Origin of the sequence: Leisingera aquaemixtae (assembly GCF_006740765.1) — a bacterium.
GTDB lineage: Bacteria > Pseudomonadota > Alphaproteobacteria > Rhodobacterales > Rhodobacteraceae > Leisingera > Leisingera aquaemixtae.
Window position 1 is genome coordinate 1,315,757 of sequence record NZ_CP041159.1, and the last position, 25,754, is coordinate 1,341,510.

Here is a 25,754-nt window from a genome sequence, read left to right on the forward strand (position 1 = left end):
CATGGACGGCACCGTTCTGGTCGCTGACGACGACCGCACCATCCGCACCGTTCTGACCCAGGCGCTGACCCGTGCAGGCTGCAAGGTGCATGCGACCTCCTCGCTGACCACGCTGATGCGCTGGGTGGGCGAGGGCAAGGGCGACGTTGTGATTTCGGATGTGATGATGCCGGACGGGAACGGGCTGGAGATGCTGCCCAAAATCCAGGCAGACCGGCCCGGGCTGCCGGTGATCGTGATCTCGGCGCAGAACACCATCATGACGGCGATCAAGGCGGAAGAGGCGGAGGCCTATGACTACCTCCCCAAACCCTTTGACCTGCCGGAGCTGATGAAGCGCACCGCCAAGGCGCTGTCGGCCAAGCGGGTGGCGCCGGCGGCCGCCAAGGGTGAGGTGCGGGAACGGCCGGAGGAGCTGCCGCTGATCGGCCGCAGCGAGGTGATGCAGATGCTGTACCGGCTGATTGCACGGGTGATGAACACCGATCTTCCGCTGCTGATCACGGGGGAAAGCGGGACGGGCAAGTCCCTGATCGCGCAGGCTATTCACGATTTCTCAGATCGCCGGACCCTACCGTTTGTGCATGCCGACGCCGCCAGCCTGATTGAGCTGGAAGGCCCGGCGCGGCTGCTGGCGCAGGCCAAGGGCGGCACGCTGGTGATTGATGAGCTGGCCGACCTGCCGGAAGAGGCGCAGGCGCGGCTGGTGCGGATGATGGACAGCCCCGGCGACCATGCGCCGCGCTTCATCGCCTCCAGCCAGAAAGACCTGGCGGCGGCAATGGAGGCAGGCGCGTTGCGCCAGGACCTGTATTACCGGATCTGCGGCACCGCGCTGCATGTGCCGGCCCTGCGCGAGCGGGTCGAGGATATTCCGCTGCTGTCGGAGCATTTCCTGATCCGGTCCGAGAACGAGGGTGCGCCGCACCGGGTGCTGAGCGAGGGCGCGCGCGAGGTGCTGCGCCATTTCGGCTGGCCGGGCAATGTGCGGCAGCTGGAAAACGCGGTGCGCCGCCTGGCGCTGACCGCCCGCGGTGAGGAGATCACCCAGGCCGATGCCGCCGCCGTGCTGGGGCCGCAGTCCGGGCCGGAACCCGCGGTGGCTGGCCTGTCCAGCGAGAAACTGTCCGAAGCCGTCGGCCGCCACCTGCAGCGCTACTTCGACCTTCACGGCGACATGCTGCCGCCGCCGGGCCTGTACATGCGGCTGCTGCGCGAGGTGGAGACACCGTTGATCGAGATTGCGCTGACAGCGACGGGCGGCAATCAGGCAAAATGCGCCGAGCTGCTGGGCATCAACCGCAATACCTTGCGTAAGAAGATCACCGATCTTGATATTGAGGTGACACGCCGCCGCAAACTGATGTAATATCGCCACAGAAATGTGGCTTTGCCGTGAATTTCCTAGGCAGGGCCACGAGATATGGCGGTGACTCGCAAAGAGTCGCACATCAGGATGAGGGCAGTGGGTGGCGTATAAGTCACATCTGAGGGCAGCATACGGGCCGCTTGCGGCCATTGACCGGTGGCGGAAGACCCGCCGCGCCCGCAATATCGGCACCATTGGCCTGGTTCTGCTGGGGCCGGTGCTTGCGTTGGCGACATTCCTGATCATCGGCCCGCTGGGGCAGGGGGCGTCCTCGCGGTCGCTGCGGCTGATTCTGCTGGCGGATCTGGTCTATATCCTGACCATCGCGGCGCTGGTGATGGCGCAGATCGTGCGCCTGTTTGCGGCGCGGCGCTCGAAATCGGCCGGCTCCCGCCTGCATTTGCGGCTGATCGGGGCCTTTGGCTTTCTGGCGCTGATCCCCACCGTCATTGTCGCGGTTTTTGCGGTGCTGACGGTGAATGTCGGGCTTGAGGGCTGGTTTTCGCAGCGGGTGCGCCAGGTGATTGGCAGTTCGCTGGCCGCCGCAGAAGCGTATCAGGCACAGCAGAAGGGCGACTTGAGCGAAGATGCCCGGGCCCTTGCGCGCTATCTGGACGGCAGCCGCACCCGCAGTTTCTTCATCAACGACGCTGAGCTGCGGCAGGTGCTGGCACAAGGCCAGCTGCAGATCCAGCGCGGCCTGCGCGAGGCCTATATCCTCGACAGCGGCGGGCAGATCCGGGCGCGCGGCGAACGCTCTTATGAGTTTGATTTCGAACGCCCCGACAGCCGCCAGCTGGAGGCGGCCCGCGAAGACGGCATGCTGCTGATCGAGGATTGGGACAACAGCGAGTTTCGCGCCCTGGTGCAGCTGAACGCCTTTGTCGACAGGTTTCTGTATATCAGCCGCGATGTGGACGGAGAGCTGCTGAACCTGCTGGATGACACCCAGGAAACCGCCCATCTTTATCAGCAGCTGGAAAGCGAGCGCGGCCGGGTGCTGTTTGAGTTTGCGCTGCTTTATATCGGGTTCGCGGTGATCCTGATCCTGGCGGCGATGTGGCTGGGCATGTGGTTTGCCGAGCGGCTGTCGCGCCCGGTCGGGCGGCTGACGGTGGCGGCGCAGCGGGTCGGCGCCGGCGATCTGGACGTGCAGGTTCCGGTTGATGACGGCGGCGACGAGATTTCCCAGCTGGGCCAGTATTTCAACCAGATGACCCGCGAGCTGAAGGGGCAGCGCAGCCGCCTGCTGGACAACACACGGCAGATCGAACGCCGCCGCCGCCTGTTTGACTCGGTGCTGTCGTCGGTGACGTCCGGGGTTGTGGGGCTGGACGCCGACGGGCGGGTGACCTTCGTGAACCGCTCTGCCGAACGCCTTCTGGACTGGCAGGAGGACCAGCAGTCGCTGGCGCTGGCTGTGTCCGTGCCGGAGTTCGGACCGCTGTTTTCGGAACTCATCGACACCGGCGCCGAGGTGGTCCAGGAGGAAATCAAGGTGACCCGCCAGGGGCGGCTGGAGAACCTGCTGGTCCGGATGTCGCCGCGCCGGTCCGAAGAGGGCGGCCTGGAAGGCTATGTGGTGGCCTTCGACGATGTGACCGATCTGGTCAGCGCGCAGCGGATGGCGGCCTGGGGCGATGTGGCCCGCCGCATCGCGCATGAGATCAAGAACCCTCTGACCCCGATCCAGCTGAGCGCGGAGCGCATCAAGCGCAAGTTCGCGCCGAAGCTGGGCGAGGAAAACAGCGATCAGCTGCAATCCATGACCGACGTGATCGTGCGCCAGACCAACGATTTGCGCCGGATCGTCGATGAGTTCTCGAAATTCGCCCGCATGCCGGAACCGGAGCGGCGCGAGGAGGATCTGGTGAAACTGGTGCGGGACGCGGTGATCCTGCAGCAGCAGGGACAGCCGGATGTCCGGATCACGGCGAAGCTGCCGAAGGAGCAGATGCCCTCGGATCTGGATGCAACGATGATTGGCCAGGCGCTGACCAATCTGATCAAGAATGCAGGCGAAGCCATCGAAAGCCTGCAGAACAAGGGCGCTCCGGACGGTCTGGTGCCTCAGATCCGGGTGGCAGCGGAGAAGACGGGCAACTTCTACGAGATCCGCATCGCCGACAACGGCATCGGTCTGCCCGAAGACCGGGCGCGGCTGTTTGAGCCTTATGTGACCACGCGCGATGCGGGCACCGGGCTGGGGCTGCCGATCGTCAAGAAAATCATCGAAGAGCACGGGGGCACGCTGACGCTGGAAGATGCCCCGGTGTTCGAGGGACACGCGCATAACGGCGCAATGGCGGTGATCCGCCTGCCCGCCGCAGCCAAAAAAGCGGCGGCGCCTAACAAGAGCACAGTGAAAGCAGGTCTGACATGAGTGACATTCTGATTGTAGATGATGAGCGGGATATCCGTGAGCTGGTCTCGGACATTCTCGAGGACGAAGGCTATGCCACCCGCAAGGCCGGCAGTTCGGATGAGTGCATGGCCCGGCTGGAAGAGGCCAAGCCCGCGCTGATGATCCTGGATATTTGGCTGAAGGACAGCCAGATGGATGGCATCGACATCCTGAAGACGGTCAAACGGGACACGCCGGACATCCCGGTGGTGATCATTTCCGGCCACGGCAATATCGAAATCGCGGTCGCCGCGATCAAACAGGGCGCCTATGACTTCATCGAGAAGCCCTTTAACATCGACCAGCTGATGGTGGTGATCCGCCGCGCGATGGAAACCTCGCGCCTGCGCCGCGAAAACTCCGACCTCAAGCGCAAGGAGACCGGTCCGGCGGATATGATCGGCACCTCCGCCGCGTTCCGCACCCTGCTGGGCCAGCTGGACAAGGTGACCAAATCCAACGGCCGGGTGATGCTGACCGGTCCGGCCGGCAGCGGCAAGGAAATCGCGGCGCGCTACATCCACGCCAATTCCAACCGGGCGTCGGCGCCTTTCATCACCGTGAACTGCGCCAGTATCGAACCGGACCGGATGGAAGACGTGCTGTTCGGCCGCGAGTCCTCTGAGCGCGGGGTCGAGCCGGGCCTCTTGGAGCAGGCGCATGGCGGCGTGGTGTTCTTTGACGAGGTGGCGGACATGCCGCTAGGCACCCAGTCCAAGATCCTGCGGGTGCTGGTGGATCAGCAGTTCCAGCGGGTGGGCGGCTCGGACAAGATCCGCGTCGATCTGCGGGTGGTGTCCTCCACCAACAAGAATCTGGATGCGGAGATCGAGGCCGGCACCTTCCGGCAGGAGCTGTACCACCGCCTGAACGTGGTGCCGGTTGCGGTGCCGTCGCTGGCGGACCGGCGCGAGGATATTCCGCTGCTGGCCAATTATTTCATCTCCCAGTTCAACGAGGCTCAGGGCCTGCCGCTGCGGGAGCTGACCGAGGAAGCTGTGGCGCTGATGCAGACGATGCCGTGGCCGGGCAACGTGCGCCAGCTTAAGAACCTGGTGGAACGGGTGCTGATCCTGGGCGACGGCAGTGGCCCGATCGAGGCCAAGGACCTGCCGCGCGAAGAGGAAAAGACCGAAGAGGAAGGCCGTGTGGTGCTGTCCGGCGCGCTGGCGACCCTGCCGCTGCGCGAAGCGCGGGAGGCGTTCGAGCGGGAATACCTGCTGACCCAGATAAACCGCTTTGGCGGCAATATCAGCCGCACCGCGTCTTTTGTCGGCATGGAGCGCTCGGCGCTGCACCGCAAGCTGAAGTCGCTGGGGGTGGTCACCTCCAACAAGGCAGGCGCCCGGGTGGCGCATGTGGAAACCGAGGAAGAACAGGCCTGACCCGGCGGCAGCCGGTGCGCCCGGACATGCCGGGCGCAGGCGGAATCAGAACAGGTCCTGGCGGATCGGGTTCAGTGCAAAATGGATCTGCGCGGCCAGCTGCAGCCGGCTGACCGGATCCTCGGGAACGATGGCGGGCAGGCCCGCCTCCCGCGCGCGGTTTTCAAGCTGCTTGCGCGACGCCGGGCCGAACTGCCCGTCGACCGCAATGCCGGAACCCAGCTGGCGCAGGATATACTGGGTGCCCGCAGCGACGTCCCGTTCCGGCATGCCGGACAGCAGTTCGCGCGCGGCGGCGCGGGCGTCCGGGTCGTTCAGCGCCATCGCCTTGCCCGCCCGCGCGGCAGCAGCATGGGCCGGAACCCGGTCAGAGAGCCGGTTCAGGGCAACCCAGGCGCCATTGGCACCGCCCCAGGCATCGCCGCGGGACAATCCCATGTCATACCATTCCAGCGCCTCCGCCGCGTCCCGTCCGGGCAGGTCGCCGCCCATGATCATGCGGCCGATCTCTGCCGGGGCGTGCGGATGGCCCAGCTGGGCCGCTTCGGCAAACAGCGCCCGGGCCTTTTCCTTGTCGGCCGGCTTGCCCGCGCCGCCATCGCGGTAGACATAGCCGAGATTGGCGGTGCCATAGATGTCGCCGCGCCCCGCCGAGGCCTCCAGATAGGACAGCCCGCGTTCCGGCTGCGCCAGCTCATCGCCACTCCACAGGAAGAACACGCCCAGCTCATTCATCGAATAGGTATGGCCCAGCTCCACCGCGCGGCTGAGCAGATCGAAGCCGCGCTGCTTTTGCTCGGGCGTGCTGCTTGTGCGCAAAAGCCGCTTGCCGCGGGCGTGCATCGAGAAGGGGTCGCCCGCCTCGATCCCCTTGTCCCACAACGCAAAAGCCTTGTCCGGGTCATAGGCGATCGGCACGGTTTCGCGGTCCACATTCGGGGTGACATGCAGATAGGCGACCGCGTTGTAGGCGCGCACATGGCCCAGTTCCGCGGCTTTTTCAAAGGCGTCGTAGGCTTCGATCAAGCGGCCCTGACCCTGCAGCGCGCGGCCCAGCTGGTAATGCAGCCGGCCAAGCTCCGGCGCGGCCTGCACCGCTTCGCGGCAGGCGGCCTCCGCCGCTTTCAGATCAATCTCATTGGGATAGCGGTAAAGGCCAACCCCTTGCAGGTCCAGCAAATCCCCGGCCTCCAGATCGCACTGGCGGGCCACCATTTCCAGGTTCACGGTCACGTCGCGCACCGTGTCCGCCTGCGCAAGGCGCAGAACCATCCGGTCCTTGCGCACCTGGCCGCCATCCTGCCGTGCCGGCAGTTCCGCCAGTTTAGGCGCATAGCTGAGGCTAAGCGCGCTGCCGTCCCCCGACTGCAGCGAAGTGACGCCGGAGGACGGGGATTCCAGAAGTGTCACCGTGGTGCCCGCGCCCACATAAGGGCGGATTTCCGGCGCCAGCTCCAGCGAGCGGCCAAGCGGGATTTTCACCGACAGCTGATCCGGCAGCTGGTTCAGGCTGGCCGGCGCGGCGCCGGGTTCTGCCTTGGCGACGTTCAGCGACCGGTCCGGCGGGCGCAGGTAGATCTTTCGCATCAGTGTCGAGCTTTCCCAGGGCACCTGGGTGTTGCCGGTTGTGCTGTAGACATCGCCGCGGATTGCAGCCAGCACGGTCATCGCGTCCTCCTCCGGGCGGTCGGGGAAGTGGCGCACGACAGAGGCCGTGTAGGGGCTGTTGCCGCCGGGCTCGCCATCCAGCGCGGTGGCGCCGGGGGAGGTGGAAAAGGCCACCAGCGTGTTCAGCGGCGGGCGGAACACGTCAAACCCTTCGCGCGCCTCATAGAGCTGGGCGCCGACCTCGGCGCTGAGTTTGGCGTCGGGCACCGGGTTGTCGCGGCAGGAATCCAGCATCAGGATCTGGCTGCCCGCCTTGCCGCCAAGAATGGCCGACACCCGGTCCAGCGTGACCGACTGGAAGGGCAGGTCGTGAATGCCCGACAGCTCCGCATCGCTGGTCAGCAAGTAGTTGCGCCGCCCCAGCTGGATGCCGTGGCCGGCGTAGTAAAAGAACACCTGGCTGCCGTCGCGGATGTTGAGCGCGGCCTGGCGCAGCAGGGCCTCGAACCCGCGCTTGTCGAGGTCATAGCCTTCAAACACGGTATAGCCGAAGGATCTGAGCATCTCCGCCACCGCCCGGGCATCGTTGCGGGTATTGGTCAGGTCGGTGACGTGGTCATAGTCCTGAATGCCGATCACGATGGCGGTTTCGGGAGCTGACGCCCGCTCGCTGGTTTCGTAGGCGGCCTGTGCCGGCACGGCGGTCAGCAGCGCCGCGCAAGCCAAAGCCGCGGCTGCGGGGCGGAGAGGTTTGTACGGCAGGGCTGTCATGACAGTGTCCCCGGGTTAACCCCAGCCCCCGCCGCCGCCTCCACCGCCAGCACCTCCGCCTTTCGGCGGCCCGATAGTGTCTTCTTCCGGGGTGGCCGGAGCGGGGGCGGGCGCTTGTGCCGGAGCCGGGGCCGGAGCGGGTGCAGTTGCCGGCGCGCGGTAGGTTGCGGGCGCGCTGTACGTCGCGGGCGCCGGAGCCGGAGCGGTTACGGCGGTTGGGGGCGGAGCAATGGGCGTTGTGGGCTCGCAGGCTGCTGTGACAGCGGCGACGGGCAGCGCGGCAAACAGGAAATGTATCCGCATCGGGTACCTTTCTCTCGGAAAATACTGGTCAACAAACAATCCGGTAAACAGCTTACTTGATATGGCGGTGCAAATCAAAGTTAAGCCGCAGATGCCCCGCCCCGGAACCCGGCCAAAACGGCCAGCGCTGCAGGATCAGCCGCCGGGGCGGATGATGATGCTGCCATCCCGGTTGCGCTGCGCGCAGGCGGCTTCGGTCAGCGGTGCCAGCCGCGCGCCGGGCGGCACCACCGGGGCGGTCCGCCGGGTGCAGCGTTTCAGGGCGATCTGTTGGTAGCCTTTGGCGGCCATGCAGGATCTTTCCAGCCGCTTGCGCAGCGGCTTGTTCACATCCACCGTGTAGATGCTGCCCTCCACCCAGTAGCCGGGGTGGTAATAGCAGTCGCCGCCATGGCAGACCTTGCGGCCGGGGTAGAAGACTGGCGGGTGCTGGCGGATTTCATTCGCGACCGGCGCGTCTTCCAGGGACTGGGCTTGGCAGCCGAGTTCATCCGAGTGCAGGCGGGACACCTCAGCACCCTGCCTGTAATAGACCGGGAGCGGGCCGCAGGCGGCGGCGCCCAGCAGCAGGACGAGGCCCGCCAGGATGGACAGATTGCTGCGCATGGGGAAATAATGGCTGCAATCAGAGGAAGTTACAATTAATTTGACCGTGAAAGCGGCTTCTGTCATTCACGTCGGGCAAAACTCCGCCGGAAATTCCGCCAAGGGATACGCATATGAAAGTCATTATCTGCGGTGCGGGCCAGGTCGGCTGGCAGATCGCCCGGCACCTGTCCGGCGAGCACAATGACGTCACCGTTGTCGACAACAATGCAGAACTGGTGCGCCGCGCCACCGACACGCTGGATGTGCAGGGCATTCACGGCTTCGCCTCATACCCGGATGTGCTGGAGCGGGCCGGGGCGCGGGATGCGGATATGATCATCGCCGCCACCCATTCGGACGAGGTCAACATGGTGACCTGCCAGGTGGCGCATTCCGTGTTCAAGGTTCAGCGCAAGATCGCCCGGCTGCGGGCCAAAAGCTATCTGACGGCAATCTATTCCGATCTCTACCAGCGCGAGCATCTGCCGATTGACGTGGTGATCAGCCCGGAGCGGGAGGTCGCCGCGGCAGCGATGCTGCGGCTGTCGGCGCCGGCGGCGTTTGATACCGAGACCTTCATGGGCGGGATGGCGCAGCTTCTGGGCATCCAGATCGATGCCGACTGCCCGGTGGTGAACACGCCGCTGCGGCAGCTGACCGATCTGTTCTCGACGCTGCGGGCGATTGTGGTCGGGGTGCGCCGCGACGGCACCCTGTTCGCGCCGGAGCCGGGCGATCAGCTGTTCGTGGGCGACAGCTGCTATGTGTTCTGCCACGTGGACGACGTGCCCCGCACCATCGAGGTGTTCGGCAAGCACGAGAAGCGCCAGGACCGGGTGGTTGTGGTCGGCGGCGGCAACGTCGGGCTGGAAGTGGCCAAGGCGCTGGAGAGCAGCACCTCCCGGATCCGGGCCAAGGTGATCGAGCGGGACCGCAAATGCGCGGAACGCGCCGCGGAGGAGCTGGAGCGCACCATCGTGCTGCACGGCGACGGCCTGGACCGGGCGCTGCTGATCGAGGCGGGCATCGACAAGGCCGATGCGCTGCTGGCGGTCACCGATGACGACAAGACCAACATGCTGGCCGCCGTGCGCGCCAAGGCCGAGGGCTGCCCGCTGGCGATTGCGCTGGTCAACGATCCCACCCTGGTGCCGCTGCTGCCGCACCTGGGCATCGACGCCTATATCAACCCGCGCTCCACCACCGTCAGCTCGATCCTGCGCCACATCCGCTATGGCCGGGTGCGGCAGGTCTATTCGCTGGGCGACGCCGAGGCGGAGATGATCGAGGCCGAAGTGCTGTCGACCTCGCCGATTTCCGGCCAGCTGATCCGGGACACCGACTTTCCCGAAGGCGTTCTGGTTGGCGGGGTGCAGAAGAACGGCGAGATGGTGCGCCCCTCCGGCGAGATGCGGATCGAGGAGGGCGACGTGATCGCGCTCTTTGCAATGGCGGATGACGTTCCGGAGGTCGAGCGCCTGCTGCAGGTGTCGATCGACTACTTCTAAGATGCGCCGCCCGGTCCAAGCCCCCATCGGCGTGCTGCGCCTGCCGCTGTTCCTGCTGATCTGGGGCACCGCCTCGCTGGCGATGTGGCTGCCCGCGGTGCATGCGCTGGTGCTGGATGACCACCAGACATCGCGCAGTTTTTTCTATGCCGGGCTTGCCGGGGTTATCCTGGTGGTGCTGATTGCCCTGTCGATGGGCAACCGGGTGCCGCGCTACAGCATGCCCGGCCAGCTTCTGTCGCTGCTGGCAACCTTTGCGGTGCTGCCGCTGTTTCTGGCGGTGCCGGTGCAGGATGCGCTGGTGGACACCCGCTTTTTGAATGCCTACTTCGACATGGTCAGCGCGATCACCACCACCGGCGCCGATATCTGGGCGGACCCGGGGCGGCTGCCGCCCAGCGTGCATTTGTGGCGGGCCATTGTCGGCTGGCTGGGCGGGCTGCTGATGTGGATCGCCGCCTCTGCTGTGCTGGCACCGATGTCGCTTGGCGGCTTCGAAGTCACCGCCAAGGGCGGGCCGGGCAGCGGCGCTGCCGTGCCCATCCACATGGAGCGGGCCGATCCGCGCCGCCAGTTGGTGCTGGTCACCAGCACGCTGGCGCCGGTTTATGCGGGGCTGACACTGGTGCTGTGGATGCTGCTGATTATCACCGGCGAGGAGGCGCTGGCGGGGCTGAGCCACGCCATGTCGGTGATGGCCACCTCGGGGATTTCCGCAACCGGCGGGGTCGAGAACGCCGCCAGTGGCATTGCCGGCGAAATGGTGATGTTCCTGTTCATGTTCTTTGCCCTGTCGCGGCTGACCTTTTCCAGCGACACGGTGACGGCGGGCCAGGGGCGTCTGGACAAGGATCCGGAGTTCCGCACCGGGCTGCTGATCGTCTTTGGGGTGCCGCTGCTGTTGTTCCTGCGCCATTGGGTGGCCGCCTATGAGGTGGACGCCGGCGAGGATCTGCTGCAAGCGCTGCACGCGCTGTGGGGGACGCTGTTCACGGTGATGTCCTTTCTGTCGACCACCGGGTTCGAAAGCGTCCACTGGGAGGCGGCGCGCTCCTGGTCGGGGCTGGAAACCCCCGGCATGATCCTTCTGGGGCTGGCGGTGTTCGGCGGCGGCGTTGCCACCACCGCCGGCGGGGTCAAGCTGTTGCGCGTCTATGCGCTCTACCTCAACGGGCTGCGCGAGATGGAGCGGCTGGTGCATCCCAGCTCTGTCAGCGGCGAAGGCGACCGCACCAAGCGGCTGCAGAAGAACGGCGCCTTTGTGGCCTGGGTGTTCTTCATGCTGTTTGCCCTGTCGCTGGCGCTGATCAGCACAGCGCTCGCCGCGGTCGGCAATGATTTCGAGCAGTCGATCGTGCTGGCCATTGCTACGCTTGCGACCACCGGCCCGCTGACCGAAAGCGCCGCGAGCGAGCCGATTGTGCTCAGCCTGCTGACGACTCCGGCCAAGCTGATCCTGTGCATTGCCATGGTGCTGGGGCGGCTGGAGACGCTGGCCTTCATCGCGCTGCTGTCGCCAAACCTGTGGCGCAGCTGACAGCTGCTGGCCGGGTCGGCGTGTTTTTCGGTGGAAACTTGTATTTTCTCCGTTCATAGTGGTCTTTAACGTGCGTGCTGGTCCGCAGTGCGTGGCAAGAACAAAGGCGAGATAATAAAAAATGGCTTCGGACAGACAGAATCTTCAGGATGCCTTCCTGAATCACGTTCGCAAAACCAAGGTTCCGGTTACAATCTTTCTGATCAACGGGGTTAAACTGCAGGGTGTGATCACCTGGTTCGACAATTTCTGTGTGCTGCTGCGCCGCGACGGACAGTCGCAGCTGGTCTACAAACACGCGATTTCGACCATCATGCCGGCCCAGCCGATCAGTCTCTATGAGGGTGAAGACTCCAATTGATGGAGCATGAAAGGAAGCAGACCCGCGCCTGGGTGCTGCATCCGGAAATCAAATCCGACAGCGGGCGCCGCGATCCGGCCCCCGCGCTTGCGGAGGCCGTTGCGCTGGCAGCGGCCTTGCCCGATCTTGACGTGATCGGCTCAGGCGTGGTGCGCCTGCCCAAGGCGCATGCTGGAATGCTGTTCGGCTCTGGCAAGATCGAAGAGCTGGCAAGCATCCTGAAGGCGAATGAGATCGAACTGGTCCTGATTGACGGGCCGGTTTCCCCCGTGCAGCAGCGCAACCTGGAGAAGGCCTGGAAGGTCAAGATCCTCGACCGGACCGGGCTGATCCTGGAGATCTTCTCGGACCGTGCGGCGACCCGCGAAGGGGTGCTGCAGGTTGAGATGGCGGCGCTCAGCTATCAGCGGACGCGGCTGGTGCGGGCCTGGACCCACCTGGAACGCCAGCGCGGCGGCCTGGGCTTTGTCGGCGGACCCGGCGAAACCCAGATCGAAGCGGACCGGCGCGCTATCGACGACCAGCTGGTGCGGCTGCGCCGGCAGCTGGACAAGGTGGTTAAAACCCGGACCCTGCACCGCGCCTCGCGCGCCAAGGTGCCGTATCCGATTGTTGCGCTGGTGGGGTACACCAACGCCGGCAAGTCGACGCTGTTCAACCGCCTGACGGGGGCAGAGGTGATGGCCAAGGACATGCTCTTTGCCACCCTGGACCCGACGATGCGGCGGGTGGAGCTGCCGGACGGGCCGGAGATCATCCTGTCTGACACCGTGGGCTTCATCTCGAACCTGCCGACGGAACTGGTTGCCGCCTTCCGCGCCACGCTGGAAGAGGTGCTGGCCGCCGATGTGATCCTGCATGTGCGCGACATCAGCCACCACGACAGCAAGCAGCAGGCGGAAGACGTCGAGGGCATCCTGGCCTCACTGGGGGTGGACGAGAACCGCGTCCGGATCGAGGTCTGGAACAAGCTGGATCAGCTGCCTGAGGAAGAGGCCGAAGCCCGCCGCCAGCGGGCAGAACGCGAGGACGGCATCCATGCGATTTCGGCCCTGACCGGTGAGGGGCTGGACGGCCTGCTGGCCGACATTGCCGAAAAGCTGCAGGGCGTCCGCCACGAGGAAGTCCTGACCCTGACCTTTGCCCAGGGCAAGCAGCGCGCCTGGCTGTTCAAGGAAGATCTGGTGCAGCAGGAGAAGCAGACCGAGACCGGGTTTGACGTCACCGTGCTGTGGACCGACCGGCAGAGGGCCAAGTTCGACAGGCTTTGAAACGGACCTTGAAGCAAAAAAGGAAACGGGCGCCGCAGCGCCCGTTTTTTATTGCCCCGTTCTGGTCACCGGGGTGTGATCCGGGTGATGCCGACCGCAGCCGCGCGGGCCAGGTCTTCGTCCAGCGACATCGGGATGTACTCGCCGCGGCGCCACAGCTGGGCCATGTCGTCGTAATAGCGCGACAGCGGGTGGCCGGACTGGCCGGTGGACACGATGAAGACTGAGCTGTCGGGATCTGCGAAATCATAGACCCCGCGGTAGCCGGCTGCGTGGATGTTCTGGAACGGATCGGGATCCTTGCCGGAGCTTTTGCCGCGCTGCAGGGTGTTGTCGCTGCCGCTGGTGGACTGGCGGATGTTCACGAAATAGCGCAGCAGCGGCACGTTGCCCAAAACCGCATGGTCCTGCGTGGCCTGATGGGCGTCACCCCAGCGCAGCGATTCCAGCGCGCTGCCATAGCGCTCCTCGATCCAGATCAGCGCATCGTCCAGCGCCAGCCGGGCCATATCGGTGCAGGTCTCAGTCCGCGCGCTCTGGCGCACGTTGCACCAGGCGGACGCGCCCTCCACATCGCGGAAGACGCGCTCGATGAACAGCGGCTCCACATGGCGGAAGGATTTGGCCACCGGTCCCAGCTCATCCGTGATCAGCCGGGCCTGCAGCGCCCGCACCCAGGCGGCATAGATCAGCGGCTCCGGCAGATGCTCGTTCATCTCGCCGTTCCATTCGGACAGCAGGGTCAGGGCAATCTGACGCTGCCGCTCCCGGGTGCCCGCAGGGGCGGCCTCCCCGGTGAACCACAGGTCGGCGCCGATCAGCGGCAACAGCGTGCGTGCGGTGTAGGAGACCGTGTCCAGCTGCGCCTCGATAAAGCTGTCGCGGGTATGCACCTCGCGGTTCTGCATCAGCTTCTGCCAGCGGTGGATGCGCTGCGTGTCGCCCCAGTCAAAGGAGACGTGGGCCGGGAAGGTGCGGTCCAGGATCTTGTTGTTGGTGTTGCCCAGAATGCCGCCGGCGGGGCGCAGGAATTCAGGGTTATCCGCATAGGGCGCACGGCCCTGCCAGCGGTTCTCCGGGTGCCACCCCTGGCTGGGCATCCGGCCCTTGCTTTGGTGCTTGGGGTCGCGTGCCGGGAAGGCGCCGACGGTCTTCAGCGCGATGGTCTCGGCGTCTGCCAGCGTCAGGTTCTGGGAGGGCGCGATGAAATCCTCGCCCGCGGCGATGGCCTCTTGCACCGAGGTGCTGCGCATCAGGTTGATGGCCGCGCTCATCGAAGTGTCTTTGGGGCTGAGCACGGTCCAGCTGAGCGACACCACATGTCCGGGCGGAGTGATCTCTGCCAGGTTGAACATGGAGCCGGGCAGAACCGGGCCGTTGTCTGTCCAGCGCAGGGTCAGGGTGACCGGCGCCTCGTCCTTGATCTTGATGATCGACGGGCGGGTGATGAAGTCCTTGTAGCCGTCAACACTCAGGTATTCCTGCGGGTTTTCCGGGTTCAGTTTCTCGATGAACAGGTCCTGATCGTCGAGGTAGGAGGAGGTGACGCCCCAGCCCAGGCCGTCCGATCGCCCGGTGATGACGGCCGGGATGCCGGGGATGGTGCCGCCGATTACGCCGCCGGTGCCCAGTTCCAGCCGCGCCAGGTACCAGACGCCGGGGGCGCTGAGGCCCAGATGCGGGTCATTGGCCAAAAGCGTGCCGCCCGCAGCCGACCGGCTCGGCGCGGCGGCCCAGGCGTTGGAGGCGCCGGCCAGGCCGCGCGGCGCAACCGGGAACAGCAGGCTGTCTTCCTCAGTGCTGTCGGCGGAGGCGAACTGGCGGGAACCGGGCACAAGCTCGGCGTATTCGGGCAGCGCGGTGATACCGGTTCCCGGCGCATCCGGCAGAATATCCTTGATCCGGGTTTCGTCATTCAGCGCCAGCGAGGTGCGGGCGCGCAGGACCTCTTCGCGCATGTGGCCAGAGAGCTGCAGCGCCATCAGCTTCATGATCGCGATGCTGTCGGCGGGCTGCCAGGGCGGTAGCGGCATGCCGAACAGGAACATCTCCGGCGCGCCGCGGCCAAGCGCGTCCTCATTGATCTCCAGCAGCCGGGCGTTGACGCCTGCGGCATAAGACTTGAGCGCTGCCATCGCTTCGGGCGATTGCACCTCCACCGATTGCTGCGCCAGCCGGTACAGGTCCAGCCGCCGCAGATAGGTGTCGGTCTCCACCGTGCGGGTGCCGAAGATCTCCGACAGGCGGCCCTGGGCGGTGCGCCGCATCACCGCCATCTGCCACAGCCGGTCCTGGGCATGGGCATAGCCGAGGCCGAAATAGACATCCTCGTCGCTGGCGCCATAGCTGCCGAAGATATGCGGCACATTGGCATTGTCGCGGACAATCTCAACCGGTGAGGACAGGCCGGGCAGGGCGAGTTCCTTGTCATACTCGGGCAGCGACTGCGCGGCGAGGTAGTAGATCAGCAGGGCGGCGAGAACGCTCAGCAGAATCAGCCCCGCAGCAATGCGCAGAAGCCAGCGGAAAAGATGTCCCATCAGCGGTTGTTTCCCATTGGGTTTTTGTCATTTACACCGGCCGGCAGATTGCGCCCTGCGGCGGCGGTGGTAGGGTTGGCGACAACATATGCGAAGACAGATCAAGGGAAAAGCAGATGGCAAAAATCGCGTTTCTGGGCCTCGGCGTCATGGGCTATCCGATGGCCGGGCACCTGCAGGCCGCGGGCCATGAGGTCACCGTCTACAACCGCACGGAAGCCAAGGCCAAGGCCTGGGCCAAGGAGCACGGCGGCCATTTTGCCGCCACCCCGCGCGCCGCGGCCTCCGGGGCGGAGTTTGTGATGGCCTGCGTGGGCAACGACGATGACCTGCGCTCGGTGTGCTTGGGGGCGGATGGCGCCTTTGCCGGCATGTCCAAGGGGGCGGTGTTTGTCGACCACACCACGGTGTCGGCCAAAGTGACGCGCGAGCTTTACGCAGCAGCGCAGCAGCACGGCGCCGCCTTTGTGGATGCGCCGATTTCCGGCGGCCAGGCCGGCGCGGAGAACGGCGCGCTGTCGGTCATGTGCGGCGGTGATGAGGATGCCTATATGCGCGCTGAGCCGGCGATTGATGCCTATGCCCGCATCTGCCGCCGCATCGGCGAGAGCGGTGCCGGGCAGATGACCAAGATGTGCAACCAGATCGCCATTGCCGGTCTGGTGCAGGGGCTGAGCGAGGCGCTGCATTTCGCCGAAAAGGCGGATCTGGACGGGCGCGCGGTGGTCGAGGTGATCAGCCAGGGCGCGGCGGGCAGCTGGCAGATGGCGAACCGCTATGAAACCATGCTGGACGATCATTTCGAACACGGGTTCGCGGTGGACTGGATGCGCAAGGATCTGGGCATCTGCCTGGATGCCGCGAATGAAACCGGCGCCAGCCTGCCGGTGACGGCGCTGGTCGATCAGTTCTACAAGGATGTGCAGAAGATGGGCGGCGGGCGCTGGGACACCTCGTCGCTGTTCAAGCGGCTGCGCCAGCTGGGCTGAGCAGAAAGAAAAATGGCCTTTCCGGCTGGAAAGGCCATGCCTCCGGCGGGGATATTTCAGGCCAGAAGAAAGCGCGGGTCCTTGCTGGCCTGGACCGCGTCCTCAGGGGATGATGCGGGTGTATTTGGTGCCTTCCAGGGTGGCGCCCACCCGCAGGCCGGCCTGGCCGAAGACGGCGGCGAGCACCGGCGAGGTCAGCGTATTGGTGTCGGCGGTCAGCGAATTGCCCTCGTCGCGGATCACGTATTCCACATCGGCCCCTGCGGCCCAGCCGGAGGAGCGGCGGAAGCCGGCCAGCGCGTCCTCGGTCATGAAGAACAGCACATGGGCATACTGCTGGGCGCCGATCTGCAGGCCTGCGTTGCCCTTGACGGTGGAATAGTAGTCCACGGTCACGCCGTTGATCCGCAGCGCGCCGCGGCCATAGGCGCCGCCAAAGACAAAGCCGGCCTCAGTGACCAGCGGCATCACCAGCATCCCGGTCGACTTTTCGGCCAGGGTGCGGGTGTTGGGGAACTGGCTGTACATCTGGTTCAGCGTCGCGTCGACGCGGGCGTCGATGGTTGCGGCGTTGCTGTTGCCGACGCCGTTGCCGCAGGCGGCGGTGACGCCGGCACCGGCCAGGGCGGCCAGGGCAAAGCCGCGGCGGGTCATGCGGGAAGAGGAAAAACTGCTCATTTCTCAGGTGCCTGTTATGATTTTCTGCAAGGCCGGTTTGGCCCGGCTCTGCGCTTGTGTATACGCGGAAAACCGCTGCCTGTCATCAATAGCAAAGCGGTTATTGGCGGCTTCCCGCTGAATTGATCCGGCGCCGGTGTCAGCCGTTCAGCAGCTTGGCCGCGGCCGGGGCGAAATAGGTCAGGATGCCGTTGCACCCGGACCGCTTGAACGCCATCAGGCTTTCCATCATCACTTTCTCGCCGTCAATCCAGCCGTTCTGCGCCGCGGCCTGGATCATCGCGTATTCGCCGGAGACCTGATAGGCATAAGTCGGCACGCCAAAGGCGGATTTCACACGGTGGCAGATGTCCAGATAGGCGATGCCGGGTTTGACCATCACCATGTCGGCGCCTTCCATCAGGTCGCGCTCGATCAGCCGCAGCGCCTCGTCGCTGTTGGCCGGGTCCATCTGATAGGTCTTCTTGTCGCCCTTCAGCGCACCGGACGCCCCGACCGCATCGCGGAACGGCCCGTAATAGGCAGAGGCGTATTTCGCCGCATAGGAGAGGATCGCGACGTTGTGGTGGCCGGCCTGCTCCAATCCCGCGCGCATCGCACCGATGCGTCCGTCCATCATGTCGGACGGGCCGATGATGTCCGCCCCGGCATCGGCCTGGGCCAGGGTCATCTTGACCAGCGCCTCCACCGTTGCGTCATTGACGATCTCGCCGTCCACCACATAGCCGTCATGGCCGTTGATATTGTAGGGATCCAGCGCCACGTCGGTCATCACCGCAATCTCCGGCGCCGCGTCCTTGATGGCGCGGATCGCGCGGTTGGTCAGGTTGTCCGGGTTCCAGGCCTCGGCGCAGTCCTCGGTCTTGAGCGAAGCGTCGGTATAGGGAAACAGGCAGATGGCCGGGATTCCCAGCGCCTGCGCCTCGGCTGCGGCTGCGGCGATCCTGTCGACCGAGCGGCGCATCACGCCGGGCATCGAGGCGACCGGTTCCTCAACGCCGTCGCCGTCGCGGACAAACACCGGCCAGATGAAGTCGGACGGGGTCAGGGTGTTTTCCTGCACCAGATTGCGGATCGCCTGGCTGGCGCGGGTGCGGCGCAGGCGGGCGGCGGGAAAGGGCGCGACGGTGGGCTTCATGGCGGTCTCTCGTTTTGGCTGGCCCATGGGTGGCATGGAAGCGGCCCCGGGAACAAGGGGCACATTCGCCGCGCCGGAAAACTTGTGCAACCTGCGGGGCTTGCCTGTGCGCGCTTCCCGGTTGATATAGGTCCGGTTGACGATATTCCGGCCCGGAGATCTGCGGGCGCAAGATGGGGGCTGGCGTGGATCTGCTTCACATTATCTATGAGATGATTGAGCTGCGGTCATTCTCCAACCTGTGGTACTGGATTTCGCTGGCGGTGCTGTGGTCCTCAGCCAGCCATTGGATCCTGGGGGTGCCCTATGACATGGTCTACAGGGCGCAGCGCAAGGGCGGCCAGGCGGAACAGGACCTGGAGGATATCGCCCGGGTCAACGTGAACCGGCTGATGTATATCTCCGAAGTGTCGGGGCCTTGGCTGGTGGCGCTGTCCTGTTTCCTGCTGTCCGGTCTGGCGATGCTGGGCTTTGTCTATCTGCTGGAAATCGCCCAGGCGGTGTTTCTGCTCGCCTTCCCGATGGCGGTGGTCGGGGTGATCAGCTATTTCACCGCCCGCCGCATCGCGCAGGAAAAGGCAACGGGTGAGGCGCTGCGCAGGCGCCTGGCCTTTTGCCGCCTGTATATCCAGTTCATCGGCGTCATATCCATTGTGGTCACCGCGTTCTGGGGCATGTATCAGAACCTGACGATCGGAGCATTGTGACAGGCGGCGCGGCAGGCGGCCGGGCAGGTGCCGGGCCGGCGCGCCTGGCGGATTTCTGGAGAGGATAACGCATGGCACAGCGTGCAATCACCATGGGCGGCGCGCCCGAAGGGTTCGACGCCCGGCTGATCCTGAAAGAGGTTCAATCCTCCGGCGCGCCGGTCCTGCATGTGGCGCGCGACGACAAGCGGATGGAGGCGATGCGGGCCGCGCTGGCCTTCTTTGCGCCGGAGATGCCGGTTTTCGTGTTCCCGGGCTGGGACTGCCTGCCCTATGACCGGGTGTCGCCCAACGCAGACATCTCCGCTGCGCGGATGGCCACCCTGGCGGCGCTGGTGCACCAGATGCCCAAGCAGTTCGTGCTGCTGACCACGCTCAACGCCGCCAGCCAGCGGGTGCCTGCGCGCGATGTGCTGCGCGAGGCGGCCTTCACCGCCCGGGTTGACCAGCGGATTGATGAGGACGCGCTGCGCAGCTTCCTGGTCCGCATGGGGTTCACCCAAAGCCCGACGGTGATGGAGCCGGGTGATTATGCCATCCGCGGCGGCATCATCGATATCTTCCCGCCGGGCGAAAGCGGTCCGGTGCGGCTGGACCTGTTCGGCGACGTGCTGGACGGTGCGCGGCGGTTCGATCCGGTGTCGCAGCGCACGACGGAAAAGCTGGAGGTGGTGGAGCTGGCGCCGGTCTCCGAGGTGATTCTGGATGAGGCGGCGATCACCCGGTTCCGGCAGAATTACCGGATTGAATTCGGCGCAGCCGGGACCGACGACCCCCTCTATGAAGCGGTGAGCGCGGGGCGCAAGCATCAGGGGATCGAGCACTGGCTGCCGTTTTTTCATGAGAAGCTGGAGACCCTGTTCGACTACCTGCCGCGGGCCTCGGTGACGCTCGATGACCAGGTGACGCCGGCGCGTCTGGCGCGCTGGGACAGCATCGAGGACCAGTATCAAACCCGCAAGCACGCGATGGCGCAGAAGGGGCGGATCGACACGGTTTACAAACCCGCGCCTCCGGGGCTGCTGTACCTGGACGATGCCGCTTGGGAGGCGGCGGTGGCGGACATGCGCGTGGTGCAGTTCCATCCGCTGCCGCAGGCGTCCGGGCCTGGCACGGTGGATGCGGGCGGGCGCATCGGCCGCAACTTCGCGCCCGAGCGGCAGCAGGAAAACATCAGCCTGTTCGGGGCCTTGGCCGCGCATATTAAAGCGCGGATGCAGGAGGGGCCGGTTTTGGTCGCCTCCTACTCCGAAGGTGCGCGGGAGCGTCTGACCGGGCTGATCGAGGATGAGGGCCTGGCGGAAGCCATTCCGGTGATGGACGGAACCCGCATCGGCAAGTCCGGCCTGCATCTGGCGGTCTGGGCGCTGGAACACGGGTTCGAGGCGCCGGGCCTAACGGTGATCTCCGAACAGGACGTGCTGGGCGACCGGCTGATCCGGGCACCGAAGAAACGCCGCAAGGCGGAGAACTTCCTAACCGAAACCCAATCGCTCACCCCCGGCGATCTGGTGGTGCATGTGGACCACGGCATCGGCCGCTACAAAGGTCTGGAAGTGGTGACGGCCGCGGGTGCGGCGCATGAATGCATCCTGCTGGAATACGCCGAACAGGCCAAGCTGTACCTGCCGGTCGAAAACATCGAGTTGCTGTCCAAATACGGCCATGAGGAAGGCCTGCTGGACCGGCTTGGCGGCGGCGCCTGGCAGGCGAAGAAAGCCAAGCTCAAGGAACGCATCCGCGAGATGGCGGACAAGCTGATCCGCATCGCGGCGGAGCGCGCCCTGCGCAAGGCGCCGGTGATGGACCCGCCGCCCCACGCCTGGGAGGAGTTCTCCGCCCGCTTCCCCTATCAGGAGACCGACGACCAGCTGCGCGCCATCGAGGATGTGATGGAGGATCTGCACTCCGGCCAGCCGATGGACCGGCTGATCTGCGGCGACGTCGGATTTGGCAAGACCGAGGTGGCAATGCGCGCGGCCTTTGTCGCGGCAATGTCCGGGCTGCAGGTGGCCGTGGTCGCGCCGACCACGCTGCTGGCCCGCCAGCACGCTGCCTCCTTCAAGGGCCGGTTCCGCGGATTTCCGTTGGAAGTCAGGCAGCTATCGCGCTTTGTTGCCGCGAAAGAGGCCAGCAAAACCCGCGAGGGGCTGGGCAAGGGGACGGTCGATATCGTGGTCGGCACCCATGCCGTACTGGCCAAGAACATCAAGTTCCAGAACCTCGGCCTGCTGATCATCGACGAGGAGCAGCACTTTGGCGTCGCCCATAAGGAGCGGCTGAAACAGCTGCGCAGCGACATCCATGTGCTGACCCTGACGGCCACGCCGATCCCGCGCACGCTGCAGCTCAGCCTGACGGGCGTGCGGGATCTGTCGATCATCGGCACGCCGCCCGTCGACCGCCTGGCCATCCGCACCTATGTCAGCGAATTCGACAGCGTCACCATCCGCGAGGCGCTCCTGCGCGAGCATTACCGCGGCGGCCAAAGCTTCTATGTGGTGCCGCGGATCACTGACCTGCCGGAGGTCGAGGAGTTCCTGAAAGCGCAGCTGCCGGAGCTGACTTACGTCGTGGCGCACGGCCAGATGGCGGCGGGGGAACTCGACGACCGGATGAACGCCTTCTACGACGGCAAATACGATGTGCTGCTGGCCACCACGATTGTGGAAAGCGGTTTGGATATTCCAACTGCCAACACGATGGTCGTGCACCGCGCCGACATGTTCGGCCTGTCGCAGCTCTATCAGATCCGGGGCCGTGTCGGGCGCTCCAAAACCCGCGCCTATGCCTATCTCACCACCAAGCCGCGCCAGCGCCTGACTCCGGCCGCTGAAAAGCGCCTGAGGGTGCTGGGTTCGCTCGATACGCTGGGCGCGGGCTTTACCTTGGCCTCGCAAGACCTTGATATCCGGGGCGCCGGCAACCTCTTGGGGGAGGAGCAGTCGGGTCAGATGCGGGATGTCGGCTACGAGCTCTACCAGTCGATGCTGGAAGAGGCGATTGCCAAGATCAAGGCGGGTGAGATGGAAGGGCTGTCGGATGCCGACGACCAATGGGCGCCGCAGATCAACCTGGGCGTTCCGGTGCTGATCCCCGAGGACTATGTGCCGGATCTGGACGTGCGCCTGGGCCTTTACCGCCGTTTGTCGTCGCTCTCGACCAAGGTGGAGCTGGAAGGCTTCGCGGCGGAGCTGATCGACCGTTTCGGCAAGCTGCCCAAGGAAGTGAACACGCTGATGCTGGTGGTGCGGATCAAGGCGATGTGCAAACGCGCAGGGATCGCCAAGATGGACGGCGGCCCGAAGGGCGCAACGATCCAGTTCCACAACGACAAATTCGCGTCGCCGCAGGGGCTGGTGGACTTCATCCAAGGCCAAAACGGGCTGGCCAAGGTGAAGGACAACAAGATTGTCGTGCGCCGGGACTGGAAGAAGGACGCCGACAAGATCAAGGGCGCCTTTGCCATTGCCCGCGATCTGGCAGAAAAAGTCGTGGCCGAGAAGAAGAAGGCAAAGGCCGGGTAACGGGTGCCAGGGAAATTCAAATTTCCTTGGCAAATTTCGTTCTCAAGAAATTTTCTCAGCCGCAGCAGTTGTCTGGCGCCATGGCAGCCTGAGCACAGAAGCAGGAGGCGCCCACGGCCCGGTCAGCGCGTGCCAGCGCCAGATCCAGTTTCTGCTTTATGTGTTTTATCTCAATATCTTCTCCGCGGGCCTTCAGGCAGTCGTGCAGGCCCTTGAGGCTCCAGATATTGTCCGGATGCACCGAGGCGCGCGGCAGGCTGCCGTCCAGCCCGAGGTCGGCGCGGTAGACCGCTTCGGCCTCTGCCACCTGTCCCTGCTCAAACAGCAGCGCCCCCAGTGCGTGGCGGGTGGGCTGCATCCAGCCCCAGGGTTCATCGTAAGGCAGGTTGTCATCGAGCTCCGCTGAGCGGCGCAGATGGACAAAGGCCGTGCCGTAATTGCCCTTGCGGTACTCGATCTCGCCGCGCAGCATTTCCGCTGCGATGTCAAGCAGATCCACGACGCGGTTGTTGTGGAGAAGCCGGGTGTCCGGCACCCGGGCCTTGGCCGCTAGGAACTGCTGTTCCTCCGCTTCAGCCTCCGCCACGCGGCCCGTTGCGGCAAAGGCGATGGCGCGGGCGTAATGCGTATTGGCCGTGAGGGTCCGGTACAGTTCCTGGTCCGCAGGCGGCTCCAGCGCCATCGCCTCCTCCCAGCGCCCGAAGCGGACAAGAATATGCGGGTGCATCGCCATGTAGCTCTCGAAGTAATCCGCCATCGGCGGGCTTTCGATCCGCAGCATGTCTTCCGGCGTGGTGTCCAGAATGCCCTGATTGGCCGCAAGTGCAGGTTCGATCTGGCCCAGGAACATCGCGCCGAAAATGACGAAGTGGCAGTTGTGCTGGCGGTAGCCGGTATAGATGTTGAAGGCGCCTTCGCGATGGTAGTATTTGAGGTCTGCCTCAATCGCCTTGAGGTTCCAATGCACCACGCTGTGGTAGTCGCCGCACAGCACGTCGATATGGGTCGGCATATGCACCAGATGGCCCGCATCCGGCACCAGCGTGCGCAGCACGTCGGCAGCCTTCAGCGCCTTTTCCGGCGCCGGCGACATCTCCATCAGATGCACATAAAGATGCAGCAGGCCGGGGTGCTGCATGGCGCCGGGGGCGTTGTCCATCGCCCATTCCAGAACCTCCTGCGCTTCCAGCGTGGCGGCGCCGTCGGCGGGCTTGCCGGCTTTCAGGTCCCACATCTGCCAGGGCGTCAGGTTCAACAGGCTCTCGGCATAGACCGTGCGCAGGTCCAGGTGATCGGGGCAGGCGGCAAAGGCCGCGCGCATCGCATCGGCAAAGGCGTAATCCCAGGCGTGCATGTCCTCCACCGCCTCGCGCTGGGGATAGCGGGCCTGCAGGGCGCGGATCAGCTGCTGTTCCGCCTCAGAGCAGCCCTCGATGCAGGCCTGCGCCGATCGGGCCGCGTCATAGGCCTCCGCCAGCGCCTTGGCGCGGCCCTTATCGTCGCGCAAGGCCCAGGGCAGGTTGTAGTTCGGGCCGGCCGCATAGGCCACGCCCCAATGGGCCATGGCACAATCCGGGTCATGTTCCAACGCGCGCTGGAAACAGGCGATGGCTTCTTCGTGATTGTAGCCATAGGTCCAGATCAGGCCGCGGTCGAACCAGCGCTGCGCCTCGGGCGAGCTGGTGGTCACCGGGCAGGAATAGCAGCCGAGGTCATAATCGTAGCCCATGAAATAACCTCCCCAAATGATTGGAGAGGTTAGGGTTTGGCTTGCGCGCCGGCAAGGCCGTTATTCGGCGGGCAGCCGCGCCTCGGCCTTGGCCATCTGCAGCATCAGCACAAACGCAAGCGCCGCCATGGTCAAGAGGCCCGCGCCCAGCGGCAGCAGGGAGCCGTCGAACAGCAGCCCGACCGGGGCCGCAATGGCCGCGGCCAGAACGGTGGAGATCGCCCCGATCACCGAGGCCGCCATGCCGGCGATATGGCCCATCGGCTCCATTGCGATGGCATTCAGGTTGCCCAGCGTGGTGCCGGCCAGGAAAAACACGCTGGTCTGCCAGGCGATGAACAGGCCGAACAGCAGCCCGCCCGGCAGCGGGGTGGAGCTAAGGAACAGCATGGCGGCAGAGGCAACCATCTGCGCCGCCAGCGACCAGGTCACGATGCGCCGCATCCCGACCCGGACCACGATGGCAGCGTTCAGCAGGCTCGCTGTCCCCGCCATCAGCGCCACAAAGCCAAACCAGAACGGGAAGCTTTCGGCGCGGTCAAAGATCACGTCATAAACCGGCTGCACCATGGTCAGCATGGTGAACAGCATACCCAGGCACAGGGTCTGCACCATGATCGACAGGCGCACGGTGGGATGGCCCAGCATCTCCGTCACCGCGCCCAGCAGCAGAGGCAGGCGGAACGGGCGGCGGTTTTCGCGCGGCAGGGTTTCCGGCAGGCGCAGCCCCATCCACATCACCACGATGACGGCAAAGATGGCGAAGGCCAGAAAGATGCCGCGCCACCCGGAAAACGCGATGATGCCCGCGCCCAGCATCGGCGCGAAGGCGGGCACCAGGGTAAAGATCATCATCGCAATCGACATCAGCCGCGCCATTTCCCGGCCTGCGTACAGGTCGCGCACGATGGCGATGCCGACGATGCGCGGCCCGGCGGCCCCCAGTCCCATCACCACACGCGACGCCAGCAGCAGCTCCAGCGAGTGCGACCGCCAGGCAACGGCGGCGGCAAGGATGTAGAGCACGGCACCGCCGGCAATCACGCGCTTGCGGCCAAAGGCATCGGACAGCGGCCCGGTGAAGAAGGTGCCGATCCCCATGCCCAGCACAAAAGACGTCAGGACCAGCTGCGCTTGGTTCGCGTCGTCCGGGCTCAGCGCCGCGCCGATCTCGGGCAGGGCGGGCAGCATCGCGTCGATTGAAAAGGCAATGGTGGCAAACATCATCGCGATCAGCGCGATGAACTCAGCCTTGGCCATGCCATGGGCGGGGGACTGTGACATCTGAAACCTCTAACAGCTCTTCAGAGGGTTCCGGCGTAATAGGGCCAGTCTGGGAGC

Annotated in this window: 17 protein-coding genes; 10 read left to right on the forward strand and 7 right to left on the reverse strand. The window is 65.3% G+C overall.

Going from position 1 to position 25,754, the window contains the following annotated elements; all coding sequences use genetic code 11:
- The first annotated feature begins 1 nt into the window (after window position 1).
- From R2C4_RS08100 to ntrX, 3 genes are all read left to right on the forward strand, one after another.
- Complete coding sequence (locus R2C4_RS08100) at window positions 2-1,369, forward strand: response regulator (protein WP_141890244.1); 1,368 nt, start codon at window positions 2-4, stop codon at window positions 1,367-1,369.
- A 100-nt stretch (window positions 1,370-1,469) separates the two neighbouring features.
- Window positions 1,470-3,752, forward strand: coding sequence for a sensor histidine kinase NtrY-like (locus R2C4_RS08105; RefSeq protein ID WP_141890245.1), 2,283 nt, complete (start codon window positions 1,470-1,472; stop codon window positions 3,750-3,752).
- Window positions 3,749-5,158 carry a nitrogen assimilation response regulator NtrX gene (ntrX, locus tag R2C4_RS08110; protein WP_141890246.1) on the forward strand — a complete coding sequence of 470 codons (1,410 nt, stop codon included), beginning with the start codon at window positions 3,749-3,751 and terminating at the stop codon, window positions 5,156-5,158. Before R2C4_RS08105 ends, ntrX begins: the two co-directional genes overlap by 4 nt.
- Window positions 5,159-5,203: 45 nt before the next feature.
- On the opposite strand, the gene R2C4_RS08115 is transcribed toward ntrX, so the two are convergent.
- Together R2C4_RS08115 and R2C4_RS08125 are read right to left on the reverse strand one after the other, a co-directional pair.
- Window positions 5,204-7,537 (reverse strand): caspase family protein, encoded by a 2,334-nt coding sequence (locus tag R2C4_RS08115; RefSeq protein WP_141890247.1) that lies wholly within the window; start codon window positions 7,535-7,537, stop codon window positions 5,204-5,206.
- Window positions 7,538-7,975: 438 nt separating this feature from the next.
- Window positions 7,976-8,446 (reverse strand): hypothetical protein, encoded by a 471-nt coding sequence (locus R2C4_RS08125; RefSeq protein ID WP_141890248.1) that lies wholly within the window; start codon window positions 8,444-8,446, stop codon window positions 7,976-7,978.
- Between the two features lie 113 nt (window positions 8,447-8,559).
- On the opposite strand from R2C4_RS08125, the gene trkA reads away from it, so the two are divergent.
- The 4 genes from trkA (at window position 8,560) to hflX (ending at window position 13,105) form a co-directional block, all read left to right on the forward strand.
- The gene (trkA, locus tag R2C4_RS08130; protein WP_141890249.1) at window positions 8,560-9,936 is read left to right on the forward strand and encodes a Trk system potassium transporter TrkA; all 1,377 of its coding nucleotides are present in this window, start codon (window positions 8,560-8,562) and stop codon (window positions 9,934-9,936) included.
- Window position 9,937: 1 nt separating this feature from the next.
- Window positions 9,938-11,473 carry a TrkH family potassium uptake protein gene (locus R2C4_RS08135; RefSeq protein WP_141890250.1) on the forward strand — a complete coding sequence of 512 codons (1,536 nt, stop codon included), beginning with the start codon at window positions 9,938-9,940 and terminating at the stop codon, window positions 11,471-11,473.
- Window positions 11,474-11,594: 121 nt separating this feature from the next.
- Window positions 11,595-11,834: an RNA chaperone Hfq gene (gene hfq, locus R2C4_RS08140; RefSeq protein ID WP_005611588.1), complete on the forward strand. Its 240-nt coding sequence runs from the start codon at window positions 11,595-11,597 to the stop codon at window positions 11,832-11,834.
- Window positions 11,834-13,105, forward strand: coding sequence for a GTPase HflX (gene hflX, locus R2C4_RS08145; RefSeq protein WP_141890251.1), 1,272 nt, complete (start codon window positions 11,834-11,836; stop codon window positions 13,103-13,105). The genes hfq and hflX overlap by 1 nt, the downstream gene beginning before the upstream one ends.
- A gap of 65 nt (window positions 13,106-13,170) precedes the next feature.
- On the opposite strand, the gene R2C4_RS08150 is transcribed toward hflX, so the two are convergent.
- The gene (locus R2C4_RS08150; protein ID WP_141890252.1) at window positions 13,171-15,645 is read right to left on the reverse strand and encodes a penicillin acylase family protein; all 2,475 of its coding nucleotides are present in this window, start codon (window positions 15,643-15,645) and stop codon (window positions 13,171-13,173) included.
- A 116-nt stretch (window positions 15,646-15,761) separates the two neighbouring features.
- On the opposite strand from R2C4_RS08150, the gene R2C4_RS08155 reads away from it, so the two are divergent.
- The gene (locus R2C4_RS08155; protein ID WP_141890253.1) at window positions 15,762-16,634 is read left to right on the forward strand and encodes an NAD(P)-dependent oxidoreductase; all 873 of its coding nucleotides are present in this window, start codon (window positions 15,762-15,764) and stop codon (window positions 16,632-16,634) included.
- A 102-nt stretch (window positions 16,635-16,736) separates the two neighbouring features.
- Here the strand turns inward: R2C4_RS08155 and R2C4_RS08160 are convergent, their stop codons facing one another.
- Window positions 16,737-17,312 carry a lipid-binding SYLF domain-containing protein gene (locus tag R2C4_RS08160; protein WP_058286811.1) on the reverse strand — a complete coding sequence of 192 codons (576 nt, stop codon included), beginning with the start codon at window positions 17,310-17,312 and terminating at the stop codon, window positions 16,737-16,739.
- A gap of 139 nt (window positions 17,313-17,451) precedes the next feature.
- On the reverse strand, window positions 17,452-18,450 hold the full coding sequence (hemB, locus tag R2C4_RS08165; protein WP_141890254.1) for a porphobilinogen synthase: 999 nt from the start codon (window positions 18,448-18,450) through the stop codon (window positions 17,452-17,454).
- Between the two features lie 185 nt (window positions 18,451-18,635).
- On the opposite strand from hemB, the gene R2C4_RS08170 reads away from it, so the two are divergent.
- Together R2C4_RS08170 and mfd are read left to right on the forward strand one after the other, a co-directional pair.
- Window positions 18,636-19,157, forward strand: coding sequence for a component of SufBCD complex (locus tag R2C4_RS08170; protein WP_141890255.1), 522 nt, complete (start codon window positions 18,636-18,638; stop codon window positions 19,155-19,157).
- A 71-nt stretch (window positions 19,158-19,228) separates the two neighbouring features.
- Window positions 19,229-22,684, forward strand: coding sequence for a transcription-repair coupling factor (gene mfd / locus R2C4_RS08175; RefSeq protein ID WP_141890256.1), 3,456 nt, complete (start codon window positions 19,229-19,231; stop codon window positions 22,682-22,684).
- A gap of 55 nt (window positions 22,685-22,739) precedes the next feature.
- Here the strand turns inward: mfd and R2C4_RS08180 are convergent, their stop codons facing one another.
- Window positions 22,740-24,413 carry a tetratricopeptide repeat protein gene (locus tag R2C4_RS08180; protein WP_141890257.1) on the reverse strand — a complete coding sequence of 558 codons (1,674 nt, stop codon included), beginning with the start codon at window positions 24,411-24,413 and terminating at the stop codon, window positions 22,740-22,742.
- 60 nt (window positions 24,414-24,473) lie between these two features.
- Window positions 24,474-25,697, reverse strand: coding sequence for a multidrug effflux MFS transporter (locus R2C4_RS08185; protein ID WP_141890258.1), 1,224 nt, complete (start codon window positions 25,695-25,697; stop codon window positions 24,474-24,476).
- Between the last annotated feature and the right edge of the window lie 57 nt (window positions 25,698-25,754).

Excerpts from the sequence above, each read along its gene's own strand:
- R2C4_RS08115 (WP_141890247.1), bottom strand. The coding sequence starts at position 7,537 with ATGACAGCCCTGCCGTACAAACCTCTCCGCCCCGCAGCCGCGGCTTTG.
- mfd (WP_141890256.1), top strand. The coding sequence starts at position 19,229 with ATGGCACAGCGTGCAATCACCATGGGCGGCGCGCCCGAAGGGTTCGAC.
- ntrX (WP_141890246.1), top strand. The coding sequence starts at position 3,749 with ATGAGTGACATTCTGATTGTAGATGATGAGCGGGATATCCGTGAGCTG.
- hflX (WP_141890251.1), top strand. The coding sequence starts at position 11,834 with ATGGAGCATGAAAGGAAGCAGACCCGCGCCTGGGTGCTGCATCCGGAA.
- R2C4_RS08150 (WP_141890252.1), bottom strand. The coding sequence starts at position 15,645 with ATGGGACATCTTTTCCGCTGGCTTCTGCGCATTGCTGCGGGGCTGATT.
- hfq (WP_005611588.1), top strand. The coding sequence starts at position 11,595 with ATGGCTTCGGACAGACAGAATCTTCAGGATGCCTTCCTGAATCACGTT.
- hemB (WP_141890254.1), bottom strand. The coding sequence starts at position 18,450 with ATGAAGCCCACCGTCGCGCCCTTTCCCGCCGCCCGCCTGCGCCGCACC.
- R2C4_RS08160 (WP_058286811.1), bottom strand. The coding sequence starts at position 17,312 with ATGAGCAGTTTTTCCTCTTCCCGCATGACCCGCCGCGGCTTTGCCCTG.
- R2C4_RS08180 (WP_141890257.1), bottom strand. The coding sequence starts at position 24,413 with ATGGGCTACGATTATGACCTCGGCTGCTATTCCTGCCCGGTGACCACC.
- R2C4_RS08135 (WP_141890250.1), top strand. The coding sequence starts at position 9,938 with ATGCGCCGCCCGGTCCAAGCCCCCATCGGCGTGCTGCGCCTGCCGCTG.
- R2C4_RS08125 (WP_141890248.1), bottom strand. The coding sequence starts at position 8,446 with ATGCGCAGCAATCTGTCCATCCTGGCGGGCCTCGTCCTGCTGCTGGGC.
- R2C4_RS08100 (WP_141890244.1), top strand. The coding sequence starts at position 2 with ATGGACGGCACCGTTCTGGTCGCTGACGACGACCGCACCATCCGCACC.
- R2C4_RS08155 (WP_141890253.1), top strand. The coding sequence starts at position 15,762 with ATGGCAAAAATCGCGTTTCTGGGCCTCGGCGTCATGGGCTATCCGATG.
- trkA (WP_141890249.1), top strand. The coding sequence starts at position 8,560 with ATGAAAGTCATTATCTGCGGTGCGGGCCAGGTCGGCTGGCAGATCGCC.
- R2C4_RS08185 (WP_141890258.1), bottom strand. The coding sequence starts at position 25,697 with ATGTCACAGTCCCCCGCCCATGGCATGGCCAAGGCTGAGTTCATCGCG.